General features: G+C 66.8%; 19 protein-coding genes. 10 read left to right on the top strand and 9 right to left on the bottom strand.

The features are described 5' to 3' along the window. The first annotated feature begins 109 nt into the window (after positions 1 to 109). From recC to FW760_RS25205, 6 genes are all read left to right on the top strand, one after another. Positions 110 to 3,589 (top strand): exodeoxyribonuclease V subunit gamma, encoded by a 3,480-nt coding sequence (recC, locus tag FW760_RS25230; protein ID WP_446444081.1) that lies wholly within the window; start codon positions 110 to 112, stop codon positions 3,587 to 3,589. After that, positions 3,586 to 7,269 carry an exodeoxyribonuclease V subunit beta gene (gene recB, locus FW760_RS25225; RefSeq protein ID WP_446444080.1) on the top strand — a complete coding sequence of 1,228 codons (3,684 nt, stop codon included), beginning with the start codon at positions 3,586 to 3,588 and terminating at the stop codon, positions 7,267 to 7,269. Before recC ends, recB begins: the two co-directional genes overlap by 4 nt. Further along, positions 7,266 to 9,344 carry an exodeoxyribonuclease V subunit alpha gene (gene recD / locus FW760_RS25220; protein ID WP_446444079.1) on the top strand — a complete coding sequence of 693 codons (2,079 nt, stop codon included), beginning with the start codon at positions 7,266 to 7,268 and terminating at the stop codon, positions 9,342 to 9,344. Before recB ends, recD begins: the two co-directional genes overlap by 4 nt. Before the next feature lie 115 nt (positions 9,345 to 9,459). Then, the gene (locus FW760_RS25215; protein WP_043860717.1) at positions 9,460 to 10,035 is read left to right on the top strand and encodes a YfiR family protein; all 576 of its coding nucleotides are present in this window, start codon (positions 9,460 to 9,462) and stop codon (positions 10,033 to 10,035) included. Then, positions 10,032 to 11,309, top strand: a complete 1,278-nt coding sequence (locus FW760_RS25210) for a diguanylate cyclase domain-containing protein (protein WP_043860716.1) — start codon at positions 10,032 to 10,034, stop codon at positions 11,307 to 11,309. Before FW760_RS25215 ends, FW760_RS25210 begins: the two co-directional genes overlap by 4 nt. 5 nt (positions 11,310 to 11,314) lie before the next feature. Continuing rightward, on the top strand, positions 11,315 to 11,806 hold the full coding sequence (locus FW760_RS25205) for an OmpA family protein (RefSeq protein ID WP_054916704.1): 492 nt from the start codon (positions 11,315 to 11,317) through the stop codon (positions 11,804 to 11,806). Here FW760_RS25205 and FW760_RS25200 read toward each other — a convergent pair. Continuing rightward, on the bottom strand, positions 11,803 to 12,750 hold the full coding sequence (locus FW760_RS25200) for a LysR family transcriptional regulator (RefSeq protein ID WP_043860715.1): 948 nt from the start codon (positions 12,748 to 12,750) through the stop codon (positions 11,803 to 11,805). The two genes, FW760_RS25205 and FW760_RS25200, sit on opposite strands and share 4 nt — an antisense overlap. A gap of 134 nt (positions 12,751 to 12,884) precedes the next feature. On the opposite strand from FW760_RS25200, the gene FW760_RS25195 reads away from it, so the two are divergent. Further along, positions 12,885 to 14,411: a CoA-acylating methylmalonate-semialdehyde dehydrogenase gene (locus FW760_RS25195; protein WP_043860714.1), complete on the top strand. Its 1,527-nt coding sequence runs from the start codon at positions 12,885 to 12,887 to the stop codon at positions 14,409 to 14,411. Positions 14,412 to 14,421: 10 nt separating this feature from the next. Beyond that, on the top strand, positions 14,422 to 15,309 hold the full coding sequence (mmsB, locus tag FW760_RS25190) for a 3-hydroxyisobutyrate dehydrogenase (RefSeq protein ID WP_043860713.1): 888 nt from the start codon (positions 14,422 to 14,424) through the stop codon (positions 15,307 to 15,309). A 96-nt stretch (positions 15,310 to 15,405) separates the two neighbouring features. Here the strand turns inward: mmsB and FW760_RS25185 are convergent, their stop codons facing one another. The 7 genes from FW760_RS25185 to FW760_RS25155 are packed head-to-tail and all read right to left on the bottom strand — an operon-like array spanning position 15,406 to position 22,115. Next, positions 15,406 to 16,338 (bottom strand): phosphatidate cytidylyltransferase, encoded by a 933-nt coding sequence (locus tag FW760_RS25185; protein ID WP_043860712.1) that lies wholly within the window; start codon positions 16,336 to 16,338, stop codon positions 15,406 to 15,408. 1 nt (position 16,339) lies between these two features. Further along, positions 16,340 to 16,963, bottom strand: a complete 624-nt coding sequence (locus tag FW760_RS25180) for a lysophospholipid acyltransferase family protein (RefSeq protein ID WP_043860711.1) — start codon at positions 16,961 to 16,963, stop codon at positions 16,340 to 16,342. 10 nt (positions 16,964 to 16,973) lie between these two features. After that, entirely contained in the window at positions 16,974 to 17,429 is a 456-nt protein-coding gene (locus FW760_RS25175; protein ID WP_043860710.1) for a hypothetical protein, read from the bottom strand. Next, the gene (locus FW760_RS25170) at positions 17,426 to 18,745 is read right to left on the bottom strand and encodes a phosphatase PAP2/dual specificity phosphatase family protein (RefSeq protein ID WP_123752300.1); all 1,320 of its coding nucleotides are present in this window, start codon (positions 18,743 to 18,745) and stop codon (positions 17,426 to 17,428) included. Before FW760_RS25170 ends, FW760_RS25175 begins: the two co-directional genes overlap by 4 nt. Continuing rightward, entirely contained in the window at positions 18,742 to 20,499 is a 1,758-nt protein-coding gene (locus FW760_RS25165) for a bifunctional alpha/beta hydrolase/class I SAM-dependent methyltransferase (protein ID WP_116052691.1), read from the bottom strand. The genes FW760_RS25170 and FW760_RS25165 overlap by 4 nt, the downstream gene beginning before the upstream one ends. 30 nt (positions 20,500 to 20,529) lie before the next feature. Further along, a complete protein-coding gene (locus tag FW760_RS25160; protein ID WP_043860707.1) occupies positions 20,530 to 21,135 on the bottom strand; it encodes a CDP-alcohol phosphatidyltransferase family protein in 606 nt (201 codons plus the stop codon). A gap of 41 nt (positions 21,136 to 21,176) precedes the next feature. Continuing rightward, on the bottom strand, positions 21,177 to 22,115 hold the full coding sequence (locus FW760_RS25155; protein WP_116052694.1) for a LysR family transcriptional regulator: 939 nt from the start codon (positions 22,113 to 22,115) through the stop codon (positions 21,177 to 21,179). Positions 22,116 to 22,192: 77 nt separating this feature from the next. Here FW760_RS25155 and FW760_RS25150 point away from each other — a divergent pair, with 77 nt between their 5' ends. Next, the gene (locus tag FW760_RS25150; protein WP_116052697.1) at positions 22,193 to 22,957 is read left to right on the top strand and encodes a sulfite exporter TauE/SafE family protein; all 765 of its coding nucleotides are present in this window, start codon (positions 22,193 to 22,195) and stop codon (positions 22,955 to 22,957) included. Here FW760_RS25150 and FW760_RS25145 read toward each other — a convergent pair. Next, entirely contained in the window at positions 22,947 to 23,261 is a 315-nt protein-coding gene (locus FW760_RS25145; RefSeq protein ID WP_043860704.1) for a putative quinol monooxygenase, read from the bottom strand. The genes FW760_RS25150 and FW760_RS25145 overlap by 11 nt on opposite strands. 185 nt (positions 23,262 to 23,446) lie before the next feature. Between FW760_RS25145 and FW760_RS25140 the strand changes: the two genes are divergently transcribed. After that, the gene (locus FW760_RS25140; RefSeq protein WP_054916551.1) at positions 23,447 to 24,037 is read left to right on the top strand and encodes an NAD(P)H-dependent oxidoreductase; all 591 of its coding nucleotides are present in this window, start codon (positions 23,447 to 23,449) and stop codon (positions 24,035 to 24,037) included. Positions 24,038 to 24,061: the final 24 nt, after the last annotated feature.

The following is a 24,061-nucleotide window of genomic DNA, read 5'->3' as shown; positions in this document are numbered from 1 at the left end:
TTGCAGGTAGGGGTTTTGTCTTTGTGGGCCGAAAAGCTGCAGGCCCTCGGTCTGTACGCAGACCGTGATAAGGTTCCCCCCAAAATCCGCACAGCCCAAGGGATGCCCCATGCCGCATGCAAGCACGCTTCAACCGGGATTCATGGTCGTTCACGGCAACCACCTGGATGAACTGCGTGGCCTGGTGGTGAGCCTGATGCGGCGTTATCCGCTGGCACCCCTGGAAAACGAGATGGTGCTGGTGCAGAGCAACGGTATCGCCCAGTGGCTCAAGCTGGCCCTGGCCGAAGACCCGCAGGACGATGACCAGGGCGGTTGCGGCATCGCGGCCGCCATCGATGTGCAATTGCCTGGTAGCTTCATGTGGCAGCTGTACCGCCGGGTACTTGGCCGCGAAGAGATTCCTGAAACCTCCCCGCTCGACAAGGCGCCCTTGACCTGGCGCCTGATGCGCCTGCTGCCGGAAGTGATCAATCAGCCGCATTTCGAGCCGTTGCAGCGCTTTCTTACCGATGACAGCGACCTGCGCAAGCGCTACCAGCTGGCCGAGCGCCTTGCCGACCTGTTCGACCAATACCAGGTGTACCGTGCCGATTGGCTGAAGGACTGGGCAGCCGGACGTCACGTGCTGAGCAACGCTCGTGGCGACTCCCGTGCGCTGGCCCCCGCCAACTGCTGGCAGGCAGAGCTGTGGCGTGCCTTGCTGCTCGATGTGGGAGAGGAAGGCATGGCCCAGAGCCGTGCCGGCGTGCACCAGCGTTTCGTCGAGCGCATCAATGCACTGGAACAAGCCCCCAAGGGCCTGCCATCGCGTGTCATCGTGTTCGGCATTTCTTCGTTGCCGGCCCAGGCCCTTGAAGCGCTGGCAGGCCTGGCACGTTTCAGCCAGGTGCTGCTATGCGTGCACAACCCCTGCCGTCACCACTGGGCCGATATCGTCGCCGACAAGGACCTGCTGCGCCATCAGTACAAGCGCCAGCAGCGCAAGCAAGGCATGCCCAGCCTGATCGACGCCGACACCCTGCACCAGCATGCCCATCCGCTGCTTGCGGCCTGGGGCAAGCAGGGCCGGGACTACATCAACCTGCTCGACAGCTACGATGACCCGGGCAGCTATCGCAATGTGTTCAGTGACGGGCGCATCGACCTGTTCACCGAAAACGGGCAGGCCACTCTGCTCAACCAGTTGCAGGACGACATTCTCGAACTGCGCCCATTGGCCGAGACCCGCGCCTTGTGGCCCGCCGTCGACCCGGCCAAGGACCGCTCGGTGCGTTTTCATGTGGCCCACAGCGCGCAGCGCGAGGTCGAGATCCTGCACGACCAGTTGCTCGCCCGCTTCAGCGCCGACCCCGGTCTGCGCCCGCGCGACGTGATCGTGATGCTGCCGGACATCAACACCTATGCGCCCCACATCCGCGCCGTGTTCGGCCAGCTTGGGCGCAACGACCCGCGCTACATTCCCTTCACCCTGACCGACCAGGGCCAGCGCGGCCGCGACCCGCTGCTGATTGCCCTGGAGCACCTGCTCAAGTTGCCGGACAGCCGCTTCCCGGTGAGCGAGATTCTCGATCTGCTGGATGTTCCCGCCCTGCGTGCCCGCTTCGCGATCAAGGAAAGCGACCTGCCCACGCTGCACCGCTGGATCGAAGGGGCCGGCGTGCGCTGGGGCCTCAATGCACAGCAGCGTGCCGGCCTGGGCCTGCCCGATGACCTCGAGCAGAATAGCTGGCGATTCGGCCTGCGCCGCATGCTGCTGGGCTATGCGGTGGGCACGGGCGACAGCTGCGACGACATCGAACCCTATGATGAAATCGGCGGCCTCGATGCTGCCCTGATCGGCCCGCTGGTGGCCCTGCTCGATGCGCTCGAGGTGGCCCATGCCGAGCTCTCGCAGCCAGCACCGGCGGCGCAATGGGGCACGCGCCTGCATGCCCTGCTGCAGGTGTTCTTCCTGGCCGAAACCGAACACGATGACTACCTGCTGGTGCAACTGCAGGGCCTGTGCGAAACCTGGCTGCAAACCTGCGAGTCGGTCGGGCTCGAGGACGCCTTGCCGTTGACGGTGGTGCGCGAAGCCTGGCTCGCCGGCCTGGACCAGGGGCGCTTGTCCCAGCGCTTTCTGGCCGGCTCGGTGAACTTCTGCACCCTGATGCCCATGCGTGCCATCCCCTTCAAGGTGGTGTGCCTGCTGGGCATGAACGATGGTGACTACCCGCGTGCGCAGCCGCCGCTGGACTTCGACCTGATGGGCAGCGACTACCGCCCCGGCGACCGCTCTCGACGCGAGGACGACCGTTACCTGCTGCTCGAAGCGTTGCTTTCGGCGCGTGAGCAGTTGTACGTCAGCTGGGTGGGCCGCAGCATTCGCGATAACAGCGAGCGGCCGGCGTCGGTGCTAATCGGCCAGTTGCGCGATCACCTCGCCGCCGGCTGGCGCAGCCCCAAGGCCAAGGCCGACGACCCTGTGGAGGGCGGTCTGCAACTGTTGCACGCCTTGACGCAGGAACACCCCCTGCAACCGTTCAGCGCCCGCTACTTCCACAAGCACAGCAACCTGTTCAGCTATGCCAGCGAATGGCGCGCCCTGCACCTGCCGCCAACGCAGCTGCCGACCGAGGCCGACCAACTGGAGCCTTTCGTGCCCGAAGAACCCCTGAGCCTGACCTTGCTCCAGGACTTCATGCGCCACCCCGTTCGGCACTTCTTCAGCCAGCGCCTGAAGGTGTTCTTCGAAGCCGCCGAAGCCCCCCTGGCCGACGAAGAGCCCTTCGTGCTCGACGCCCTGCAGCGCTACAGCCTGAGCGAAAGCTTGCTGGGCGCAGCCCTGGCCGACCCCACCAACAGCACCGACGCCCTGCAGGCCCAGGCCCGTCGCCTGCAACGCAGCGGCATGCTGCCGCTGGCCGGCTTCGGTGAATGCCTGCAGGCCGAACTGATCGAGCCATTGCCCGACCTGCTGTTGCGACACGCTCAACTGCTCGGCCAATGGCCAACTCTGATCGACAGTGCGCTGCCGATCAGCTTCGAGTATCGCCAGCTGCGGCTCGAAGGCTGGCTGGGGCGGGTGTACCAGCGTGACGACCAGGCGCTGCTGAGCATCACCACCTTGCCCAACGGCATCAGCAGCGGCAAATCGCTCAAGTGGCACCGACTGGTGGCGACCTGGGTCATGCACCTGGCAGCGTGTGCCGTGGGGCACCGGTTGAGCAGCGCAGTGGTCGCCACCGACGTGACCCTGTTGCTCGACCCGCTGGAGCAACCGCGTGCCGCGGAACTGCTCGGCGATCTGCTGGTGGCCCGGCAGGCCGGCATGAATGCGCCGCTGCCGGTGGCGATCAAGACCGCCTTCACCTGGCTCGGCCAGAGTGACCCTGAAAAAGCCCTGGCGGCCGCAGCCAAGGCCTACGACGGCGACGGCCAGAACACCCGCGGCGAGCGCAGCGAGAGCACCGCACTGGCCCGACAGTTCAGTGATTTCGCGGCGCTGACCGCGAGTGAAGAATTCGAGGGCTGGTGCGAGGCACTGTACCGGCCGATGTTCGAAGCCGCCTGGCAACGCCTGGGCAGTGAAGAGGCGCATCCATGACTGTCCACGCACACCAGCCGCCGCTGGCACTGACCTTCCCGCTGCACGGCAGCCAACTGATCGAAGCCAGTGCCGGTACCGGCAAGACCTTCACCATCTCTGCCTTGTACCTGCGCCTGGTGCTCGGCCATGGCGGCGAGCAGGGCTTCGGGCGCGAGCTGCTGCCGCCACAGATCCTGGTGGTGACCTTCACCGATGCGGCCACCAAAGAGCTGCGCGAGCGCATTCGCACCCGCCTGGCCGAAGCGGCGCGGTTCTTCCGTGGCGAACTGCCCGAAGCCGACCCCTTGCTGGTGCAACTGCGCGAGCACTACGCCCCGGACACCTGGCCCGCCTGCGCCAACCGCCTGGACGTTGCCGCGCAGTGGATGGACGAAGCCGCCGTCTCGACCATCCACAGCTGGTGCCAGCGGATGCTGCGCGAGCACGCGTTCGACAGCGGCAGCCTGTTCACCCAGACCCTGGAGACCGACCACAGCGAGCTGCTCGGCCAGGTCATGCGCGACTACTGGCGGCGCTTCTGCTACCCCATGCACGGCGAGGCCCTGGCCTGGGTGCGCAGCCACTGGAGCAGCCCCGAGGCATTGCTGCCCAGGGTGCGCGCGCTGTTCGGCCGCACGCGGAGCGAGGAAGACAGCGCCGACCCACAGGCGCTGATCGAAGCGGTGGTGCAACAACGTGCCGAACGGCTGCGCCAGCTCAAGGCGCCCTGGGCACAGTGGGCCCAGGAACTGCTGCAACTGTGCCATGCCGCACATGCCGCCAAGCAGGTGGACGGGCGCAAGATGCAGCCGCGCTATTTCGAACCCTGGTGCGAGAAGATCGCGGCCTGGGCCCAGGACGAGCAGGCGGTGGAGCTGGATATTGGCACCGGGTTCACCCGCTTCACCCCGCAAGGCATGGCCGAAGCCTGGAAGGGCGAGCCGCCCAGCCACCCGGCGCTGGATGCCATGCCCGGCCTGCGCCTGGAGCTGCAGGCGTTACCGACCCCGGACGCCCGCCTGCTCGAACACGCCGCCAACTGGGTGTCGAAACGCTTCGAGCAGGAAAAGCGCCGCCGCGCCGAAATGGGCTTCGACGACATGCTGCTGCGTCTCGACTCGGCCTTGGGCGGGACGGCCGGCGAGCGCCTGGCCGGGCTGATCCGCGAACAGTTCCCGGTGGCCCTGATCGATGAATTCCAGGACACCGACCCGGTGCAGTACCGCATCTTCCAGCGTATCTATCGTATCGAGGAGGACGTGCGCGAAACCGGGCTGTTCATGATCGGCGACCCCAAGCAGGCCATCTATGCCTTCCGCGGCGCCGACATCTTCACCTACCTGGGCGCCCGACGCGCCACCCACGGACGGCTGCACAGCCTGGATACCAACTACCGCTCAAGCCAGCCGATGGTCGATGCGGTCAACCATGTATTCATGCGCGCCGAACAGCGCGAGGCCGGTCGCGGGGCGTTCCTGTTCCGCGACGGCGCCGAGAACCCCGTCCCCTTCGTGGCGGTCAGGGCGCAGGGGCGCAAGGAGCACCTGCAGGTCGACGGGCAGCCCCTGGCAGCGCTCAACCTGTGGCACCTGGCAAGCGACGAGCCGCTGTCCGGCGCGGTCTATCGCCAACAGGTAGCCGCCAGCTGCGCCACCCAGATCGTCAGCCTGCTCAATGGCGGCCAACTGGGCACCAGCGGCTTTGTCCAGCCAGGCCAGGCGTTGCGTGGCTGTTTGCCATCGGACATTGCGATCCTGGTTCGCGACGGTCGCGAGGCCCAGCTGATCCGCGCCGAACTGGCCGCCCGCGACGTACGCAGCGTCTACCTGTCGGACAAGGACTCGGTGTTCGCCGCCCAGGAGGCACACGACCTGCTGGCGTGGCTCAAGGCCTGCGCCGAACCCGACAGCGAGCGCCTGCTCAAGGCGGCGCTGGCCAGCGTCACCCTCGACCTGCCGCTGACCCGGCTGGCCCAGCTCAACCAGGACGAGCGGGTGTGGGAACACTGGGTCATGAAGTTCCGCGACTATCGCCACCTCTGGCGCACCCAGGGCGTGCTGCCGATGCTGCGTCACCTGCTGCACGACTTCGACCTGCCCCAGGTACTGATGCGCCGCAGCGATGGCGAACGGGTGCTGACCAACCTGCTGCACCTGGCCGAGCTGCTGCAGCAGGCGGCCACCGAGCTGGACGGCGAGCAGGCGCTGATCCGCCACCTGAGCGAACACCTGGCCAGCTCCGGCCAGGCCGGTGAAGAACAGATCCTGCGCCTGGAAAGCGACGAGCAACTGGTCAAGGTGGTGACCATCCACAAATCCAAGGGGCTGGAATACCCGCTGGTGTTCCTGCCCTTCATCAGCACCGCCAAGCCGGTGGACGGAAAGCGCCTGCCCCTGGGCTGGCACGACGCCCAGGGCAATGCCCAGCTGACCCTGACCCCTGATGCCGAGCAGATCGCCCTGGCCGATGACGAGCGCCTGGCCGAAGACCTGCGTCTGCTCTACGTGGCCCTGACCCGTGCCCAGCACGCGTGCTGGCTGGGGGTGGCGGACCTCAAGCGCGGCACCGGCAAGGAGTCGCTGCTGCACCGCTGCGCGCTCGGCTACCTGCTGGGCGGCGGCGCTGTACTGCCGGCTTCCACCGCCCTTGAGGGCTGGCTGCAGGCATTGCAGGAAGGTTGCGCGACCATCCACAGCCAGGTATTGCCGATTGCCGACACCCAGCGCTACCAGGCCCCGCGCAACACCGCCGAGCTGCTGCCGGCCCGCCAGCCGCGCCGCCGCGCCGCAGAGAACTGGTGGATCGCCTCCTACAGTGCACTGCGCATCGGCGAGGAGCTGCTCACCGCCGACAGCTCCCAGGCCCAGCAACTGCTCGATGATGAACCGGCCGATCCGCAGGCCCTGCGCGAAGTCGTGGCGACGGGCGGCGACATCCACCGCTTCCCGCGTGGCCCCAACCCCGGCACCTTCCTCCACGGGCTGCTCGAATGGGCCGGTCACGAAGGCTTCGGCCAGGTGGTCGCGGCGCCCGAGCAACTGCACAAGACCGTGGCCCAGCGCTGCAACCGGCGCGACTGGACCGGCTGGATCAACACCCTCGGCAACTGGCTCGAACACCTGCTGAACGCACCGCTGCACCTGGCACCGGACAGTGCGCCGGTTGCCCTGGGCCAGTTGAGCCAGTACCAGATCGAGATGGAGTTCTGGTTCGCCAGCCATCAGGTCGACGTGCTGGCCCTCGACCGCCTGGTATGCACCCACACCCACGACGGCGCAGCCCGACCGGCCGCGCAGTCGGCGCTGCTCAATGGCATGTTCAAGGGCTTCATCGACCTGGCATTCGAGCACGACGGGCGCTACTACGTGGCCGACTACAAGTCCAACTGGCTGGGCACCGACGACCAGGCCTACAGCGAGCTGGCGATGGAGGGCGCGATCCTCGAGCATCGCTACGACCTGCAGTACGTGCTGTACCTGCTGGCCCTGCACCGTCAGCTGCGTGCCCGCCTGCCCGACTACGACTACGACCGGCATGTGGGCGGCGCGGTGTTCCTGTTCCTGCGTGGGGTGCACGCGGCCAGCCAGGGCTCGTACTTCATCAAGCCGCCGCGCGTGCTGATCGAGCGGCTCGATGCCCTGTTCAGCGGCGCAAGCGCACCGCAGCAACCTGATCTGTTTTCCGGAGACAGCGCATGAGCCGCACGTTCGACGACCTGTTGCCCACCCCTCTGGATGCCGGGCATCTGGCGGCCCTGGCGCCGTTGACGGTGGGCGCCGACCTGCTGGCGCTGCTCGATCGATGGGTCGAGCGCGGCTGGCTGCGAGCACTGGACCGCGCCTTCGTGGCTTTCCTCGGCGAACGCGACCCGCAGGCCGACCCGCTGGTGCTGTTGGCCGCCGCACTGGCCAGCCACCAGTTGGGGCACGGGCACGTGTGCCTGGACCTGGCCGAAACCCTGGCCGAGCCTGACTTTGCCCTGTCGTTGCCACCCGAGGGCGATGCCCTGGCCGGCCCCTTGCTGCTGCCTTCGCAACTGCTGGAGCGCCTCGATCTGGCCACCTGGTGCCAGCGCCTGCAAGGCAGCGCGCTGGTTGCCCTGGGCAGCAGTGAAGCGCAGGCCTCGCGCCCCCTGGTGTTGAGTGGGCAGCGCCTGTACCTGCGCCGCTACTGGGCCTATGAACGGCGCATCGACAGTGCCCTGCGCGAACGCCTGGAACAGGCCGAACCCACGCCCGCCGATTTGCGCGCCCGCCTGGATGCGCTGTTCGAAGGCTCGGCGCTGGCCGGTCAGGTCGACTGGCAGAAGCTCGCCTGCGCGCTGGCCACCCGCAGTGCGTTCAGCATCATCACCGGCGGCCCCGGCACCGGCAAGACCACCACCGTGGTGCGTCTGCTGGCCCTGTTGCAGGCCCCGGCCGTGGAGGTCGGGCGCCCGTTGCGTATCCGCCTGGCCGCACCGACCGGCAAGGCAGCGGCGCGTCTTACCGAATCCATCGGCCAGCAGGTGGAGCGGCTGGCCGTCAGTGACGCCGTGCGCAGCAACATCCCCAGCGATGTCTCCACCGTGCACCGCCTGCTGGGCAGCCGCCCGGGCTCGCGACATTTTCGTCACCATGCCGGCAACCCGTTGCCACTGGACGTGCTGGTGGTCGACGAGGCCTCGATGATCGACCTGGAAATGATGGCCAACCTGCTGGCGGCGATGCCGGGGCATGCGCGCCTGATTCTGCTCGGGGACAAGGACCAGCTGGCGTCGGTCGAGGCCGGCGCAGTGCTGGGCGACCTGTGCCGCGATGCCGAGGCCGGGCGCTACAGCGCTGCCACCCGCAGCTGGCTGGAGCAGGTCAGTGGCGAGTCGCTGGCCGGCAGCGGCCTGGTCGAGGGCGATGCCCAGCGCGACCCCTTGCCCCAGCAAGTGGTGATGTTGCGCCATTCGCGCCGCTTTGGTGAGGGCAGCGGTATCGGCCAGCTGGCGCGCCAGGTCAACGGCCAGCAGCCGGAGCAGGCCCGTGCGCTGCTCGAGCAAGGTCTTGCCGACGTGCACAGCCTGCGCCTGAGTGGCGAGCACGACCGCAAGCTCGATACCCTGCTGCTGCAGGGGCTGGGCCGCGGTGGCGACAGCCCGCAGGGCTATCGTGAGTACCTGCACCTGATTCGCCAGACCCGCCCGGCGCCGGATACCGCCGCTGACGATCCACGCTGGGAGGCGTGGGCACTGAAGGTGCTGCGCGCCTTCGAGCGCTTCCAGCTGCTGTGCGCGGTGCGCAAGGGCCCCTGGGGTGTCGAGGGCCTGAACCAGCGGGTCGGCAAGGTGCTGACGGCGGCCGGTCTGATCGATGGCGAACAGCCCTGGTACGAAGGCCGCCCGGTGCTGATGACGCGCAACGACTATGGTCTGGGCCTGATGAACGGCGATATCGGCATTGCCTTGCGCCTGCCGGACGCCCAGGCCTCCACACCGTTGCTGCGGGTGGCGTTTCCTCGGAACGATGGCCAGGGCGGCGTCAGATTCGTCCTGCCCAGCCGGTTAAGTGAGGTTGAAACCGTGTACGCCATGACGGTGCACAAGTCCCAGGGCTCGGAGTTCTCCCACACGGTTCTGGTACTTCCCGACGCCTTGAACCCGGTGTTGACCAAGGAACTGATCTACACCGGCATCACCCGCGCCAAGGACTGCTTCAGCCTGATAGAGCCGCGCCAGGGCATTTTCGAGGGAGCGGTGCGACGCAAGGTCAAGCGTATTTCCGGGCTGATGCTGGAACAGGTGTAAGACGCCGGCGCAGCCGACGATTCGGCTGATCCGCCCTTGGAGGCGACCTCGCGGGAAAAGCAGGCGTTATGCTATCTTGCCCCCACGCAAGGCATGGTCTTAAGAGATTTCCTATATGAAGGTCGCCGCCCTTACACCGGGACGTGTAAAACGCTGGAGGCTCATGCTGCTGGCGGCGTTGGTGCTGGTACTTCCGCTGCACGGCATGGCCCAGGGCGCCGCGGCCGCCACACTGGCCGAGCAGCGGGCCAAGGCCGTGACCCAGGTGGTACTGGGTATCCTCAGTTACGCGCGCTGGCCGGTGGAACCCGAACAACTGCGCCTGTGCCTGATCGGCCCTACCGAATATGCCGACGACTTGGTCAAGGGGACCACCCAGGCCACCGGCCGGCCGCTGACCGTACGTCGCCTGCTGGCGGGGGATCCGCGTATCCTCACCCAGTGCGACGCGGTGTACATCGGCAAGCTCAGTGGCGAGGCGCGCAGCCAGCTCATCAGCGCGATCAACGGCAAGCCGGTGCTGAGCATCAGCGAAGCGGATGACCCCTGTACGGTCGGCAGCCTGTTCTGCCTGCGGGTCAAGGACACCCAGGTGGCCTTTGACGTGAACCTCGACTCGGTGGCGCGCAGCGGCGTGCGCATCCATCCCAGCGTGCTGCAATTGTCGCGGCGCCGAGCGCTGCAGCCATGATCGGCTGGCTCAAGACACGCGAACGGACCACGTTGCGCGCGGTGCTCAGCCGCGGGCACCTGGGCGTGGCGTTGCTGGCCATCGGGCTGGCCGGCATCTCGCTGACCGTGTTGGGGGTGCTGGCATTGCGCGTCTATGCCAACCACAACCTTCACCTGATTGCCCGTTCGATCAACTACACCGTCGAGGCCGCGGTGGTGTTCAACGACAGCAGCGCCGCCAACGAAGCCCTGGCGCTGATTGCTGCGGCCGAGGAAGTGGCCAACGTCAAGGTCTTCGACGATGCGGACCAGTTGCTGGCCAGTTGGGAGCGCAGTGAAGGCGGCATGCTCGACCAGCTGGAGCTCAAGATCGCCCGGACCCTGCTCGAAGAGCCGATCCGGCTGCCGGTGGTGCACCAGGGCCAGCAGGTGGGGCGCATCGAGCTGGTTGGCCAGGGCGGCAGCCTGATGCGCTTTCTGCTCAGTGGTCTGGCGGGCATTCTGCTGTGCACGGCGCTCAGCGCGGTGAGTGCCCTGTACCTGTCGCGCCGGCTGTTCGCCGATATCGTGGGGCCCCTGCGCGGGCTGGCCAGCGTGGCCCATGCGGCGCGGCGCGAACGCAGCTTCGACCGGCGCGTGCCCTCCACCCAGATCGCCGAACTCAACGAGCTGGGCAACGACTTCAATGCCCTGCTCGACGAAATGGAAGCCTGGCAAAACCACCTGCAGAGCGAGAACGAGACCCTGGCCCACCAGGCCAGCCACGACAGCCTGACCGGCCTGCCCAACCGGGCGTTCTTCGAGGGCCGCCTGAGCCGCAGCCTGCGCAACGCGATCAAGCATGGCGACGGGCTGGCGCTGCTGTTTCTGGACAGCGACCGCTTCAAGGAAATCAACGACAGCTACGGCCATGCCGCAGGCGACGAGGTGCTGGTCGCCGTGGCCAGCCGGGTGCGTGCGCAGCTGCGCGAGCACGACCTGGTGGCGCGTCTGGGGGGGGACGAATTTGCGGTGCTGCTTACCCCTCTGCATCGCTTCGAGGACGCCCAGCGTATCGCCGACAAGATAGCCGCCAGCATGAGCCTGCCTATCCGCCTGCCGGACGGCCAGTGCGTCGTTACCTCGTTGAGCGTTGGCATCGCAGTGTTTCCCGATGACGGCCGTACCCCGGCCGAGTTGCTCAATGCCGCCGATGCGGCGATGTACCAGGCCAAGCGTCACACCCGTGACGGGCCCCAGTCGGCAGAGGCGGAGTTCTCTGCGTCCAGCGCAAAAACAGGAGCTGAACCGTGATTCACCTGACTCGATACCTTCGCTTGCACCTGGCCTTTCTGGCCCTGGCCCTTTTCGCCCTCGGCGGCTGCCAGACCCCGCCGCCCAAGGGCCTGACCCCCGAGCAGATAGCCGTGCTCAAACAGGAGGGGTTCACCCCCACCGACGAGGGCTGGACCTTCGGCCTGTCCGGCAAGGTGCTGTTCGGCAGCGACCTGGATGCACTCAACACCCAGAGCCGCGAGATCGTCGAGCGTATCGGCAAGGCGCTGCTGTCGGTGCACATCGAGCGGGTGCGGGTGGATGGCCATACCGATTCATCCGGCAAGGCCAGCTACAACGAACAGCTGTCGGCGCGCAGGGCGGCCAGCGTGGCCAGGGTGCTGGTGGGCGTGGGCATGCGCCCGGAGAACGTCGAGACCCGCGGCCTTGGCAGCCGCGAGCCGGTGGCCAGCAACGACACCGCCGCCGGCCGCACCGAAAACCGCCGCGTGGCGATCGTGGTCGCCTCCGACTAGTCGGCAAAACTCATCGTGTGCGACTCGCCCATCAGCAGGGGCGCGTTGCGCTCGGTCACGTCGCGGATGTAGTCCCACAGCAGCGTGATGCGCTTGAGCTTGCGCAAGTCTTCCCGGCAGTACATCCAGAACTGCCGGGTAATCTCCACTTCCCCCGGCAGCACCGGCACCAGCCGCGGGTCCTGTGCGGCCAGAAAACACGGCAGGATGGCCAGCCCGCGACCCTGCTGGGCCGCCACGTACTGGGCGATCACGCTGGTGCTGCGCAGGTGTGCGGTAGCGGTGGGCAGCAGGTTGGCCAGGTACAGCAGCTCGGAGCTGAATGCCAGGTCGTCCACGTAGCTGATGAACGGGTGCCGGGCCAGGTCGCTGCTGCGCAGGATCGGCTCGTGGTTGTCCAGGTAGTCGCGGGTGGCGTACAGGCGCAGGCGGTAGTCGCACAGCTTGCAGCACACATAGGGCCCGTGTTCCGGGCGCTCCAGCGCGATCACGATGTCGGCCTCGCGTTTGGACAGGCTGATGAAGTGCGGCAGCGGCAGGATATCCACCGAGATCGCCGGGTAGGCATCGACGAAGTGGCTCAACTGCGGGGTGATGAAGAAGCTGCCAAAGCCTTCGGTGCAGCCCATGCGCACATGCCCCGACAGCGCCACGCCCGAGCCGGACACCTGCTCGCAGGCCATGTGCAGGGTGCTCTCGATGGCCTCGGCATAGCTGAGCAGGCGCTGCCCCTCGGCGGTGAGCACGAAGCCGCTGGTGCGCGACTTTTCGAACAGCAACGTGCCCAGCGCCACCTCCAGCGAACTGATGCGCCGCGACACCGTGGTGTAGTCCACGCCCAGGCGCTTGGCGGCGCTGCTGGCCTTGCGCGTGCGCGCCACTTCGAGGAAGAACTTGAGGTCGTCCCAGTTCAGCGACCCCAGGGATGTGATGTTTTTTTGCATGTTGGTCCGGCTTTTATGTGCGTTCTTATTAGAAGTTTGCACATCTATACTCCAATTCAGCCCAGGACCCAAGCACCGTCGCGGCTGCCGCGTCGGCGTTTCTCTCCCTAACAATAAATCCAGGAGAACCCCTCATGAACGCATCCCTCACGCCCGGCCAGACCAAGGTCGACAGCGTCAAGCTGCTGATCGACGGCCAGTGGGTCGAGTCGAAAACCACCGAATGGCGCGACGTGGTCAACCCGGCCACCCAGCAGGTGCTGGCCCGCGTACCCTTTGCCACCGCCGAAGAAGTCGATGCCGCCATCGCTGCCGGCCAGCGTGCGTTCAAGACCTGGCGCGACACCCCGATCGGCGCGCGCATGCGCATCATGCTCAAGCTGCAGGCGCTGATCCGCGAACACTCCAAGCGCATCGCCGTGACCCTGAGCGCCGAGCAGGGCAAGACCATCGCCGACGCCGAAGGCGACATCTTCCGCGGCCTTGAAGTGGTCGAGCATGCCTGCTCCATTGGCACTCTGCAGATGGGCGAGTTCGCCGAGAACGTGGCCGGCGGCGTCGATACCTACACCCTGCGCCAGCCCATCGGCGTGTGCGCCGGCATAACCCCGTTCAACTTCCCGGCAATGATTCCGCTGTGGATGTTCCCGATGGCCATCGTGTGCGGCAACACCTTCGTGCTCAAGCCGTCCGAGCAGGACCCGCTGTCGACCATGATGCTGGTGGAGCTGGCGCTGGAAGCCGGTGTGCCGGCCGGCGTGCTCAACGTGGTGCACGGCGGCAAGCAGGTGGTGGATGCGCTGTGCACCCATACCGACATCAAGGCGATCTCGTTCGTCGGCTCCACCGAGGTCGGTACCCACGTGTACAACCTGGCCGGCCAGCACGGCAAGCGCGTGCAGTCGATGATGGGCGCCAAGAACCACGCCGTGGTGCTGCCCGACGCCAACCGCACGCAAACCCTCAATGCCCTGGTAGGTGCCGGTTTCGGCGCTGCCGGCCAACGCTGCATGGCCACCTCGGTGGCGGTGCTGGTGGGCAAGGCCCGCGAATGGCTGCCGGAGCTCAAGGCCCTGGCCGCCAAGCTCAAGGTCAACGCCGGCAGCGAGCCTGGCACCGATGTGGGCCCGCTGATCTCCAAGCGCGCCAAGGAACGTGTGCTGGGCCTGATCGAAAGCGGCATCAAGGAAGGCGCCACCCTCGAACTCGATGGCCGCGACGTGCAGGTGCCCGGCTACGAGCAGGGCAACTTCGTCGGCCCCACGCTGTTCTCCGGCGTGACCACCGACATGCAGATCTACACCCAGGAAATCTTCGGCCCGGTGCTTGTGGTGCTGGAGGTCGACACCCTCGACGAGGCCATCGCGCTGGTCAACCGCAACCCGTTCGGCAACGGCACCGGCCTGTTCACCCAGAGCGGCGCCGCGGCGCGCAAGTTCCAGAGCGAGATCGACGTGGGCCAGGTGGGCATCAACATTCCGATCCCGGTGCCGGTACCGTTCTTCAGTTTCACCGGTTCGCGCGGCTCCAAGCTGGGTGACCTGGGCCCCTACGGCAAGCAAGTGGTGCAGTTCTACACCCAGACCAAGACCGTCACCGCGCGCTGGTTCGACGACGACAGCGTCAACGATGGCGTGAACACCACCATCAGCCTGCGTTAAGGAGTCGACCATGCGTATTGCATTCATCGGGCTGGGCAACATGGGCGCGCCGATGGCGCGCAACCTGATCAAGGCCGGCCATCAGCTCAGTCTGTTCGACCTGAACAAGGAGGTACTGGCAGAACTGGCCGAACTCGGCGGGCAGATCAGTGCCTCGCCCAAGGACGCGGCCAGCGCCAGCGAGCTGGTCATCACCATGCTGCCGGCCGCTGCCCATGTGCGCAGCGTGTACCTCAACGAAGACGGCGTGCTGGCCGGCGTGCGCGCCGGTACCCCGGTAGTGGACTGCAGCACCATCGACCCGCAGACCGTGCGTGCGGTGCATGCAGCGGCGGCCAGGCAGGGTGTGGACCTGGCCGATGCACCGGTGTCGGGCGGCACCGGCGGCGCGGCGGCGGGTACCCTGACCTTCATGGTCGGCGCCAGTGAGGCGCTGTTCGCCACCCTGCAGCCGGTGCTGGCGCAGATGGGGCGCAACATCGTGCACTGCGGCGAGGTGGGTACCGGGCAGATCGCCAAGATCTGCAACAACCTGCTGCTGGGCATCTCGATGATCGGCGTGTCCGAGGCCATGGCCCTGGGCAATGCCCTGGGCATCGACACCAAGGTGCTGGCCGGCATCATCAACAGCTCCACCGGGCGTTGCTGGAGTTCGGACACCTACAACCCGTGGCCGGGTATCGTCGAGACGGCGCCGGCATCACGCGGGTACACCGGTGGCTTTGGTGCGGAGCTGATGCTCAAGGACCTGGGGCTGGCTACCGAGGCGGCGCGTCAGGCGCACCAGCCGGTGATTCTGGGCGCGGTGGCGCAGCAGCTGTACCAGGCGATGAGCCTGCGCGGGGAGGGTGGCAAGGACTTCTCGGCGATCATCGAGGGCTATCGCAAGCCCGAGTAGAAAGCATCGCGGGTCAAGCCCGCTCCCACAGGGACTGTGCTGTACCTGTGGGAGCGGGCTTGACCCGCGATCGAGTGCGCAGCACTCGCCTGGCCCTCAAGCCCACCAGTACCGTACAAAGTGAAAGAACACCGGCGCCGCGAAACATACCGAATCCATGCGGTCCAGCATGCCGCCGTGCCCCTCGATCATGTGCCCCCAGTCCTTCACCCCGCGGTCACGCTTGATCGCCGACATCACCAGCCCGCCAAAGAAGCCCATGACGTTCACGGTCAGCGCCATCAGCGCCGCCTGCCAGAAGGTGAACGGGGTGATCCAGAACAGTGTCGCGCCGATCAGCGTGGCCAGTGCCACACCGCCCAGCAACCCCTCCAGCGTCTTGGACGGCGACAGCCGCGGCGCCACCTTGCGCTTGCCGAACAGCTTGCCGCACACGTACTGCAGTACATCGGAAATCTGCACCACCAGAATCAGCCAGGCGATCAACAGCAGGTTGCGCCCCTCGAACCCGGGGATATCCAGCGTCATCAGGGCCGGTACCGACGACAGGCAGTACACCGCGATCATCAGCCCCCACTGCACCTTCGAGGCCCGCTCCAGAAAGCGCGTGGTATCGCCGCCGAAACTGGCCAGGATCGGCAGCAGCAAGAACAGGTACACCGGGATGAAGATACTGAACAACCCGTACCAGTCCATCGCGATCAGCAGGTACTGCACCGGCAGCGCCACATAGAACGCCGCCACCAGTGCCGGGTAGTCGCCACGCCGGGTGGGCGTGAGGGTGAGGAACTCGCGCAGCGCATAGAACGACACGCAATAGAACAGCAGGATGACCCCCAGCTTGCCGAACACGAAGGCCAGGCCGATCACCAGCACCATCACCCACCAGGCATTGATGCGCGCATTGAGGTTGTCGATGACCGCGTGCGGGGCCGGGCCCGCGCGCCATTTGAGCAGGCGCCCGATCAGGCTGGCGAGCAGCAGCAGGCCACCGATACCGGCAAACAGCAGAAGTGTGTTGTGGTCCATCTCAGGATTCCTTGGGGGCCAGGGCCAGCAGGGCAAGGCGTGCCCGTTCCAGAAACGCGTGCTTGCTGTCATCGGGCAAGCGTTGCAGCGGCTCGCCGAAGCTCAGGGTGCACAGCAGCGGCAGGGGCAGGGCACGGCCCTTGGGCATCACCCGGTTGAGGTTGGCGATCCACACCGGGATCAGCTCCACCTCGGGGTGGGCACTGGCCAAGTGGAACAGCCCGCTCTTGAACGCCAGCAAGGGCTCGTCGCCCAGGTTGCGCGTGCCTTCGGGGAAGAAGATCAGCGAGTCGCCCTGCTCCAGCGCCGCATGGATCGGCTGCAAGGGGTCGCTCTGAGCCTCGCTGTGCTGGCGGTCGATCAGCACGCCGTTGAACACCCGGTTGATCAGAAATTGGCGAATGCCCGGTTTTTGCCAGTAATCGGCCCCGGCCACCGGGCGGGTGTGCCGGCGCAGTTCCTGGGGCAGCGAGGCCCAGATCAGCACGAAGTCCCCGTGGCTGCTGTGGTTGGCGTAGTACAGGCGTTGCACCGGCTGCGGTGTACAGCCCAGCCACAGGGCGCGGGCGCCCGTGATCAGGCGGGCCACCGAGGTGATGCCGAAGGCGGTGAGGGCGGCTAGCATGACGAGGTCCTTATCCGACGAGAGAAAGCCAGGGCAGGCACAGTATGCCGGCAATCGCCAGCAGTACCTGCACGCCAAGGCACAGCAGTTGCTGGCGCATCAGGCGCAGTGCGGCCCGGCTGCGCGCCTGCCAGTCGCGGTCGTCGACCGGGGCGGGCTTGAGGCCCAGGTCGAACAGCGCCTGGTCCAGCACGCGGGTAGTTGGCGACAAGGTTGCGGCCTGGGTGGCCAGGTGCGCGAACAGCTCGGCGTCCAGCGCAACACGCATGCCCCAGTATTTTTGCAGCAGGCCGGCTGCCAGCAGCAGTACGCACAACAGGGCGCCAATCACAGGGGCCGGCGCGCCGGCAAGTGGCGCCAGGCCATAGGCCAGCGCCAGCAGGCTGATGCCGTCCGACAGGCGTTCCACCTGGCGCCCGCGCCGCAACAGGCTGGCCACCAGCGCCAGGTGGGTCTGGCTACTCACAGGCCGCCCCCCGCCGGCAGGCTGTCGATCACCTGGCGGTGCGCCGGGTGCAGCACGACCCCGGGGCGGGCCTGGGCGATCAGTTGCTGGGCCTGCTGCGCGTTCTGGCAGCGCCCGCCGAGTACCAGCCAGGCGGCCACGGCGCAGGCACTGCGCGAGTAACCCAAGGCGCAGCACACCAGTAGCGGGCCCTGCTGGCGCAGTCGCTCGATGGCCTGGGCCGCCTCGCGGCAACGTTCGGCACTGGGCACCACCAGGTCCAGGCAGGGCAGGCTGCAATAGGCCTGGCCCGGCGTGTGTGCCGCCGGCAGTTCTGCACACAGGTCGACCACCGCGGCAAACGATGCCGCCTGACCTCGTGCAGGCACCCGCCCCAGGTACACCCCCTCGCACACCTCGTCGGCCTGTGGATGGCGGCGCGTCCACCAACGCGAATTGAGCCAGGCGCCGATCAGGTACGGCGCCAGCAGCCAGCGCGCGGCATACGACAACTGGCCGCTCGGGCCTTTTTGAAAGCCCTCGGCGCCCAACACGGCATAGTTGAGCGCCACCATCAGCAGTGCGAGGGCGGGCCACAGCAGCAACAGGGCGATACCGCCGGCATACAGCGCCAGCCCACCCAGCACGGCGCTGCCCAGCGCGTAGTACGCGGCCAGGCGCCAGCGCCGGCGGTCACGGGTCGGCTGCAGGCTGCCCAGTACCGGCCGGCCCTCCACGGGCCACAGCCATACACACAGCGCGCCTGCCACTGCGCCACTGGGCACGTCGATGAAGTGGTGCTGCCAGGTGGTCAGCACCGACAAACCGATCAACCCCATCCAGCCATGCAGCAGCCAGCGCATCAGCCGCCCACGGGTGTGCCGGGCGAACATCGCCCAGATGATCACCAGCAGCGCGATGTGCAGCGAAGGGGCCTGGTTGAACGGCTTGTCGAAGCCCATCAGCACATCGAACAGCCAGCCGAACACGCCCTGCAGTTCAGGGCGCTCGAAGGTGAAGCGCAGCGGCCACAGCAGAAAGCCGGCGATGCAGATCAACTGTGCGCTCAGCAGGCGCAAGGCATGCCGGTCCATCTCCAGGCGGCTGAGCGGCAGCAGGAAGGACAACCCGTACAGCAGGTCGATGGACCAGTACGGCAGGATGGTCCACGGCCACAGCGGGATGCTGCTTTCCCAGGCGAACACCAGGCTGCCGACGTCGCTGCGCCCGGCGGTGAAGGTGTTGCTCAGGCCATAGCTCAAGAAGAACAGCGGCCCGAGCAACAGCAGCCATAGCACGCCGCGCCGGATCAGGCCCGGCTCGCGCACTGTGCTCATTCAGCAACTCGCTGGGCCAGGCTGACGCTGAAGATGCCCCACTCGTCGATGCGCTGGCACACCTTGCGAAAGCCTGCCGCTTCCACCAGCTGGTCCATCTCCACCTGGCTGCGCCGACGCATCACCCAGGCCTGACCGGCGCGGTGGCTGGTCAGGGCGCGGGCGATCATCTCCAGCTGCGGGTGCCACGGCTGGCCGGTGTACACCAGGTAGCCGCCCGGCGCCACGGCCTGGGCCAGGCCACCCAGCGAGTCGCCGACCATCTGGTTGCTGGCGAACAGTTCATACAGCCCCGATACCACCGCCAGGCTCGGACGCGGTTCAAGGGTGGCCAGGCTCTGCGCATCGAAGGCATCGCCCTGCACGAAGCGGGCGATGTCGGCCAGGCCTTTGTGTTCGATCAGCGCCGTGCCTTCGCGCACGTTGAGCTCGCTGTAGTCGCGCAGCAGGATCGAATCCGGGCGCTGCTCCAGGCCCTGCAGGGCTTCGAGAATGTAGCGGCCATGGCCGGCGGCGATGTCGACGATATGCACCGGTGCGCCTTGTTCGCGCAGGCGCTCGATGGCCAGGCGCAACAGCTCTTCCACATGCAGCTTGCGCTGGCGGATGCCCTTCCAGCCGATGGCGTCGAGGTAGTTGCGGTCGATCATGCGGCCCAGCTTGCCCTTGCCGGTGGCCTGGTTGCGGTAGACGTAGTCCAGCGTGCTGCCCGAATCGAAACCGGTGTCGAAGCCCAGCTTGACCCCGCTCGACAGGCCCTTGCCCAGGCGCAGGCCGGCGCGGGTTGCGCGCCAGTACAGGTCGGCCGGCGAGTTGCGTGGCAGCGGCGCGGCCAGGCTTTCGGCCTCGGCGCAGCTGGCGCCGAGCTGGTCGGCATCGAGCAGCGACGGGCGCTGGGGCGCCACACTGAAGCAGTGCTCCACGAAGCGCCGGATACGCGCCAGCGCATGCCCGCGATCACGCTCGCCGAGGGTGTCGTGGAAGAAGCCGGGCAGCACGTGCTTTTCCTTGTGTACGCTGCCCAGGCGCTCGAAGAACTGCTCCTGCGGCTGGCGCTTGACCACGAAGTCGGCGCCGGAAATCAGCAATTGGGTCGGCACCTGGATCGCCTGGGCATCGGCCACCACGCGATCGGCAGCTTCGTACAGCCCCAGCAGCATGTTCACCGAAATCGGCCGGCTGATCAGCGGGTCGTTTTCATACGAGGCGATGCGCTCGGGGTCGTGGCTGAGCAGGCGCGGCTTGACGTAGCTGTTGACGAAGAAGTTGCCGCGCCAGGCGCGCATCAGCTTGAGCCCCGGGCGGGCGAACGGCACGTACAGCTTGACCTTGAAGGCCGGCGAGGCGAGCACCAGGCAGCGTACCTTCGGCGCATAGTCATGCGCCCAGGTTGCGATCAGCACGGCGCCGACGCTTTGCGCCAGCACCGCCATGTCCTGTTCGTCGATGGCGTGCTCGCGGGCGATGTGCTCGATGAAGGTCTGCACATCGCGCACGCTGCACGCGAAGCTCGGGCTGTCGCCACGGGCCCCGGGCGACTTGCCATGGCCACGGGCGTCCCAGGCGAAGAAGTCATGGCCGGGCAGGTCGAGTTCATCCACCAGGTGGGCCATGCGCCCGCCGTGTTCGTGGCCACGGTGGAACAGCACCACGGCGCGGCGCGGTTGGCCGGGCTGGCGGTTGGCCGGCCAGTGGCGGTAATGCAGTTCTACGCCGTCATGGGTGGTGAAATGCAGGGATTGCGCGGTGCGCATGGCAAATATCCTTATCTGGCTCGGAGGGCTTCAGCGGGGTTGCGCCAGGCCTCGGCTCACCCGGTTGTAGAGGGTATGAAGCGACAGCAGCAGCACCACCAGCAATACGCCGTTGAGCCACGCTGCGCTCAGCAGGCCGGTGGCCACGCCGGCACCGAGCACACCGAACACGAAGGCACGGTCGCTCTTGCCCATCGGGCCGTCATAACGGCGTTCGGCGCCTACCAGGGGGCCCATCACCCCGGCGTATTCGCTCACCAGCGCGGCCAGCACCACGATCACCACCAGCGCCGGCGACACGCCCGGCAGCAGGGCGAAGGGCAGGTACAGTGCGCTGTCGGCGACCACGTCGCACAGCTCGTTGAGGTAGGCACCCAAGCGTGACTGCTGGCCGAATTCCCGGGCGAGCATGCCGTCGATGGCATTGAGCGCCATGCGCAGCAGCATCCAGGCCGGCACCAGGGCGAACAGCCAGGTGATGTGCGGTACGGCGGCTAGCAGCAGGCCGAGCGCCACGCTGACCGCCGCGGCGGCGACCGTCACCTGGTTGGCAGTTATGCCGCGCTCGTACAGACGCTTGACCATAGGGCGCAGCAGCGCCTGGAAGCGCGGTTTCAACTGGTAGATCGACGGCACGGAAAACTCCCTTTACGGCTCGTAGGCACGGCATTGTCTTGTTACATAGCGGTGCGCGAAGGCGATTGTGGGTGGATTGTCCCTGCCGGGGCAATAGCGCCTGCCGACAAGCTTTGCAGAAGTGTGCGCGTGTGCCCGGGAAGCGCCGAAAAATTGCGGCTGCACAGGCGCAGCTGGCGTTGTGCCCAGGGTTCGTCCAGCGCCAGGCTGTGCAGCGCCAGTACCCCTTGCCAGCGTTGCACGGCAGCCTGCGGCACGATGCCCAGGCCTGCGCCATGGGCCACCATGCGGATCACCCCGTCGAAGCCTTCGGCACGTACCCGCACCTGCAGCCGGCGCCCCAGGTGCAGGGCCTGTTCCTCCAGGTACAGGGCCAGGGCGCTGTCTGCCTGCAGGCCGACATGGCCATGTTCAAGGGTGTCGGCAAAGCGCAGGTGCGGGTGGCTGGCCAGCGGGTGATCCGGCGCCATGATCAGCACCAGCGGGTCGTCGCGAAACGCCACGCTCTGCAGGTGCTCGCTGGCCACGGCATTGGAGATGATGCCCAGGTCGGCCTCGCCCTGGGTGATCGCCTGCACGATACGCAGGCTGGGCAATTCGACCACGTCCACGTCGATGGCCGGGTGGTGGGCCAGAAACGTCGCCAGCAGTTCGGGCAGGTACTCGGTCAGCGCCGCGGTGTTGCACAGCAGCCGCACCTGGCCCTGCAACCCCTGGGCATACTGGCCCAGGTCGAATTGCAGCCGCTGCACCTGCTGGCCGATCTGGCGCGCATGGTTGACCAGGGCCTGGCCGGCGGCCGTGGGGTGCACGCCGCGCCGGTTGCGCTGCAGCAGCGGTACGCCCAGCGAGCTTTCCATGGCGCGAATGCGCGCGCTGGCCGCCGGCAGCGACAGGTGGCTGCGCTGGGCGCCGGCGGTGATGTTGCCGCACTCCACGGTGTGCAGAAACAGTCGTAGGTCAATCAGATCGAAATGCATGAGCCTCTGCCTGGGCAATAGTCTGGCTCAGTATATGGCAACTGTTCAGGGGCGTGCGGGCAGGGCAGCATGGGCCCATGACGACTTTATTCGGCTTCTATCAGGCTATCGGCCCGGCGCTGTCGCTGCTGGTTGTGCTTACCTTCGTGCTGGCAGGCACGGTCAAGGGCGTGATCGGCCTGGGCCTGCCCACCGTAGCCATGGGGTTGCTGGGTCTGGCTATGTCACCGGCGCAGGCTGCCGCGCTGCTGATCGTGCCGTCGACGGTCACCAACCTTTGGCAGCTGGCGGCGGGTGGCTACTTGCGTGCGTTGCTGCGCAGGCTCTGGCCGATGCAACTGATGATCTTCATCGGCACCTTGCTGGGCAGTGTCTGGCTGGGCATCGACAGTGGCGCGTGGGCGGCGCACGCATTGGGCGTGGCGTTGCTGGTGTATGCACTGTACGGCCTGTGCCACCCAGGCCTGCACCTGGCCCCCCGTCACGAGCGCTGGCTGGGCCCGCTGTGCGGGTTGGTGACGGGCATCATCACCGCCGCCACCGGGGTGTTCGTGATACCGGCCGTACCGTACCTGCAGGCCCTGGGCCTGCACCGTGAACAGATGGTGCAGGCGCTGGGCCTGTCGTTCACCGTCTCGACCCTGGCGCTGGCCGTGGGCCTTGCCGGGCAGGGCGCACTGGGCGGCGAGGCGCTGGGGGCCTCGCTGGTGGTGCTGATACCGGCATTGCTGGGCATGTGGCTGGGCCAGTGCCTGCGTCAGCGCATCAGTGCCGTGCTGTTCAAACGCTGCTTTTTCATCGGCCTGGCGCTGCTGGGCGCCCATCTGGCGCTCAACGGCTAGCCGAGGACGGGCTGAGCATCTCGATCAACTGGATGTCGAAGTCACGCTCAAGGTATTCCATGCGCCGCTCGGCAAACTGCTGCATGTGCGGCAGCGCCGAATGCACATCCAGTGCGGCCTTGCTGGCCCAGATTTCGTAGAACACGAACAGGCTTGGGTCCTGCCGGTCGCGCAGCATGTGGTACTCGATGCAGCCGGGCTCGGCACGGCTGGGTTCTACATAGCTGCGAAACAGCGCCTCGAACTCCTCGGCCTTTTCGGGGCGGGTCTTGGCTTTGAGGATGAAACCGTAGGGTTCGCTCATGGGGAGGCTCCTGTAAAAAGTGAGCCAATCTTATTTCAACAATAAGCGCTGAATTCGTGCTTTTTGGTCAAAAGCGTTTTGCCCGCGCGAGGGTATTTGCGCTGCGCTGAACTGATTAATCTGCCGCCATCACATTCACCGGGCCGCCCTTCTGTTGGCTGCCCCGAACACACATGAGGCAGATGATGAAGAAGATCCTGTTGCTCAACGGCGGCAAGCAGTTCGCCCACTCCGATGGCCGCCTGAACGAGACCCTGCACGAGGCCGCGCTGGCGTTTCTCGACCGCGCCGGTTTCGACGTCAGGAGCACCTACATCGATGGCGGCTACGACGTTGCCGAAGAAGTGCAGAAGTACCTCTGGGCCGACGTGGTCATCTACCAGATGCCCGGTTGGTGGATGGGCGCGCCGTGGACCGTCAAGCAGTACCTGGACGAAGTGTTCACCGCCGGCCACGGCAGCCTCTACGCCAGCGACGGGCGCACCCGCTCCGATGCGTCGAGCAAGTACGGCAGCGGCGGCCTGATCCAGGGCAAGCAGTACATGCTGTCGCTGACCTGGAACGCACCGCAGGAAGCGTTCGACGATCCGGCGCAGTTTTTCGAAGGCAAGGGCGTGGACGCGGTGTACTTCCCGTTCCACAAGGCCAACCAGTTCCTGGGCATGAGCGGTCTGCCGACCTACCTGGCCACCGACGTGATGAAGAACCCCAACGTCGAGGCTGCCGTGGCCGGCTACGAGCAGCACCTGGCCCGGGTTTTCCACACTGGCGCCTGATGAAGGGTTGCGCGGGCAACGCCA

The organism is Pseudomonas sp. 1176_21, from assembly GCF_052850635.1.
Note: the sequence above shows the minus strand (reverse complement) of the source record. Positions and strands in the feature narration are given on the sequence as shown.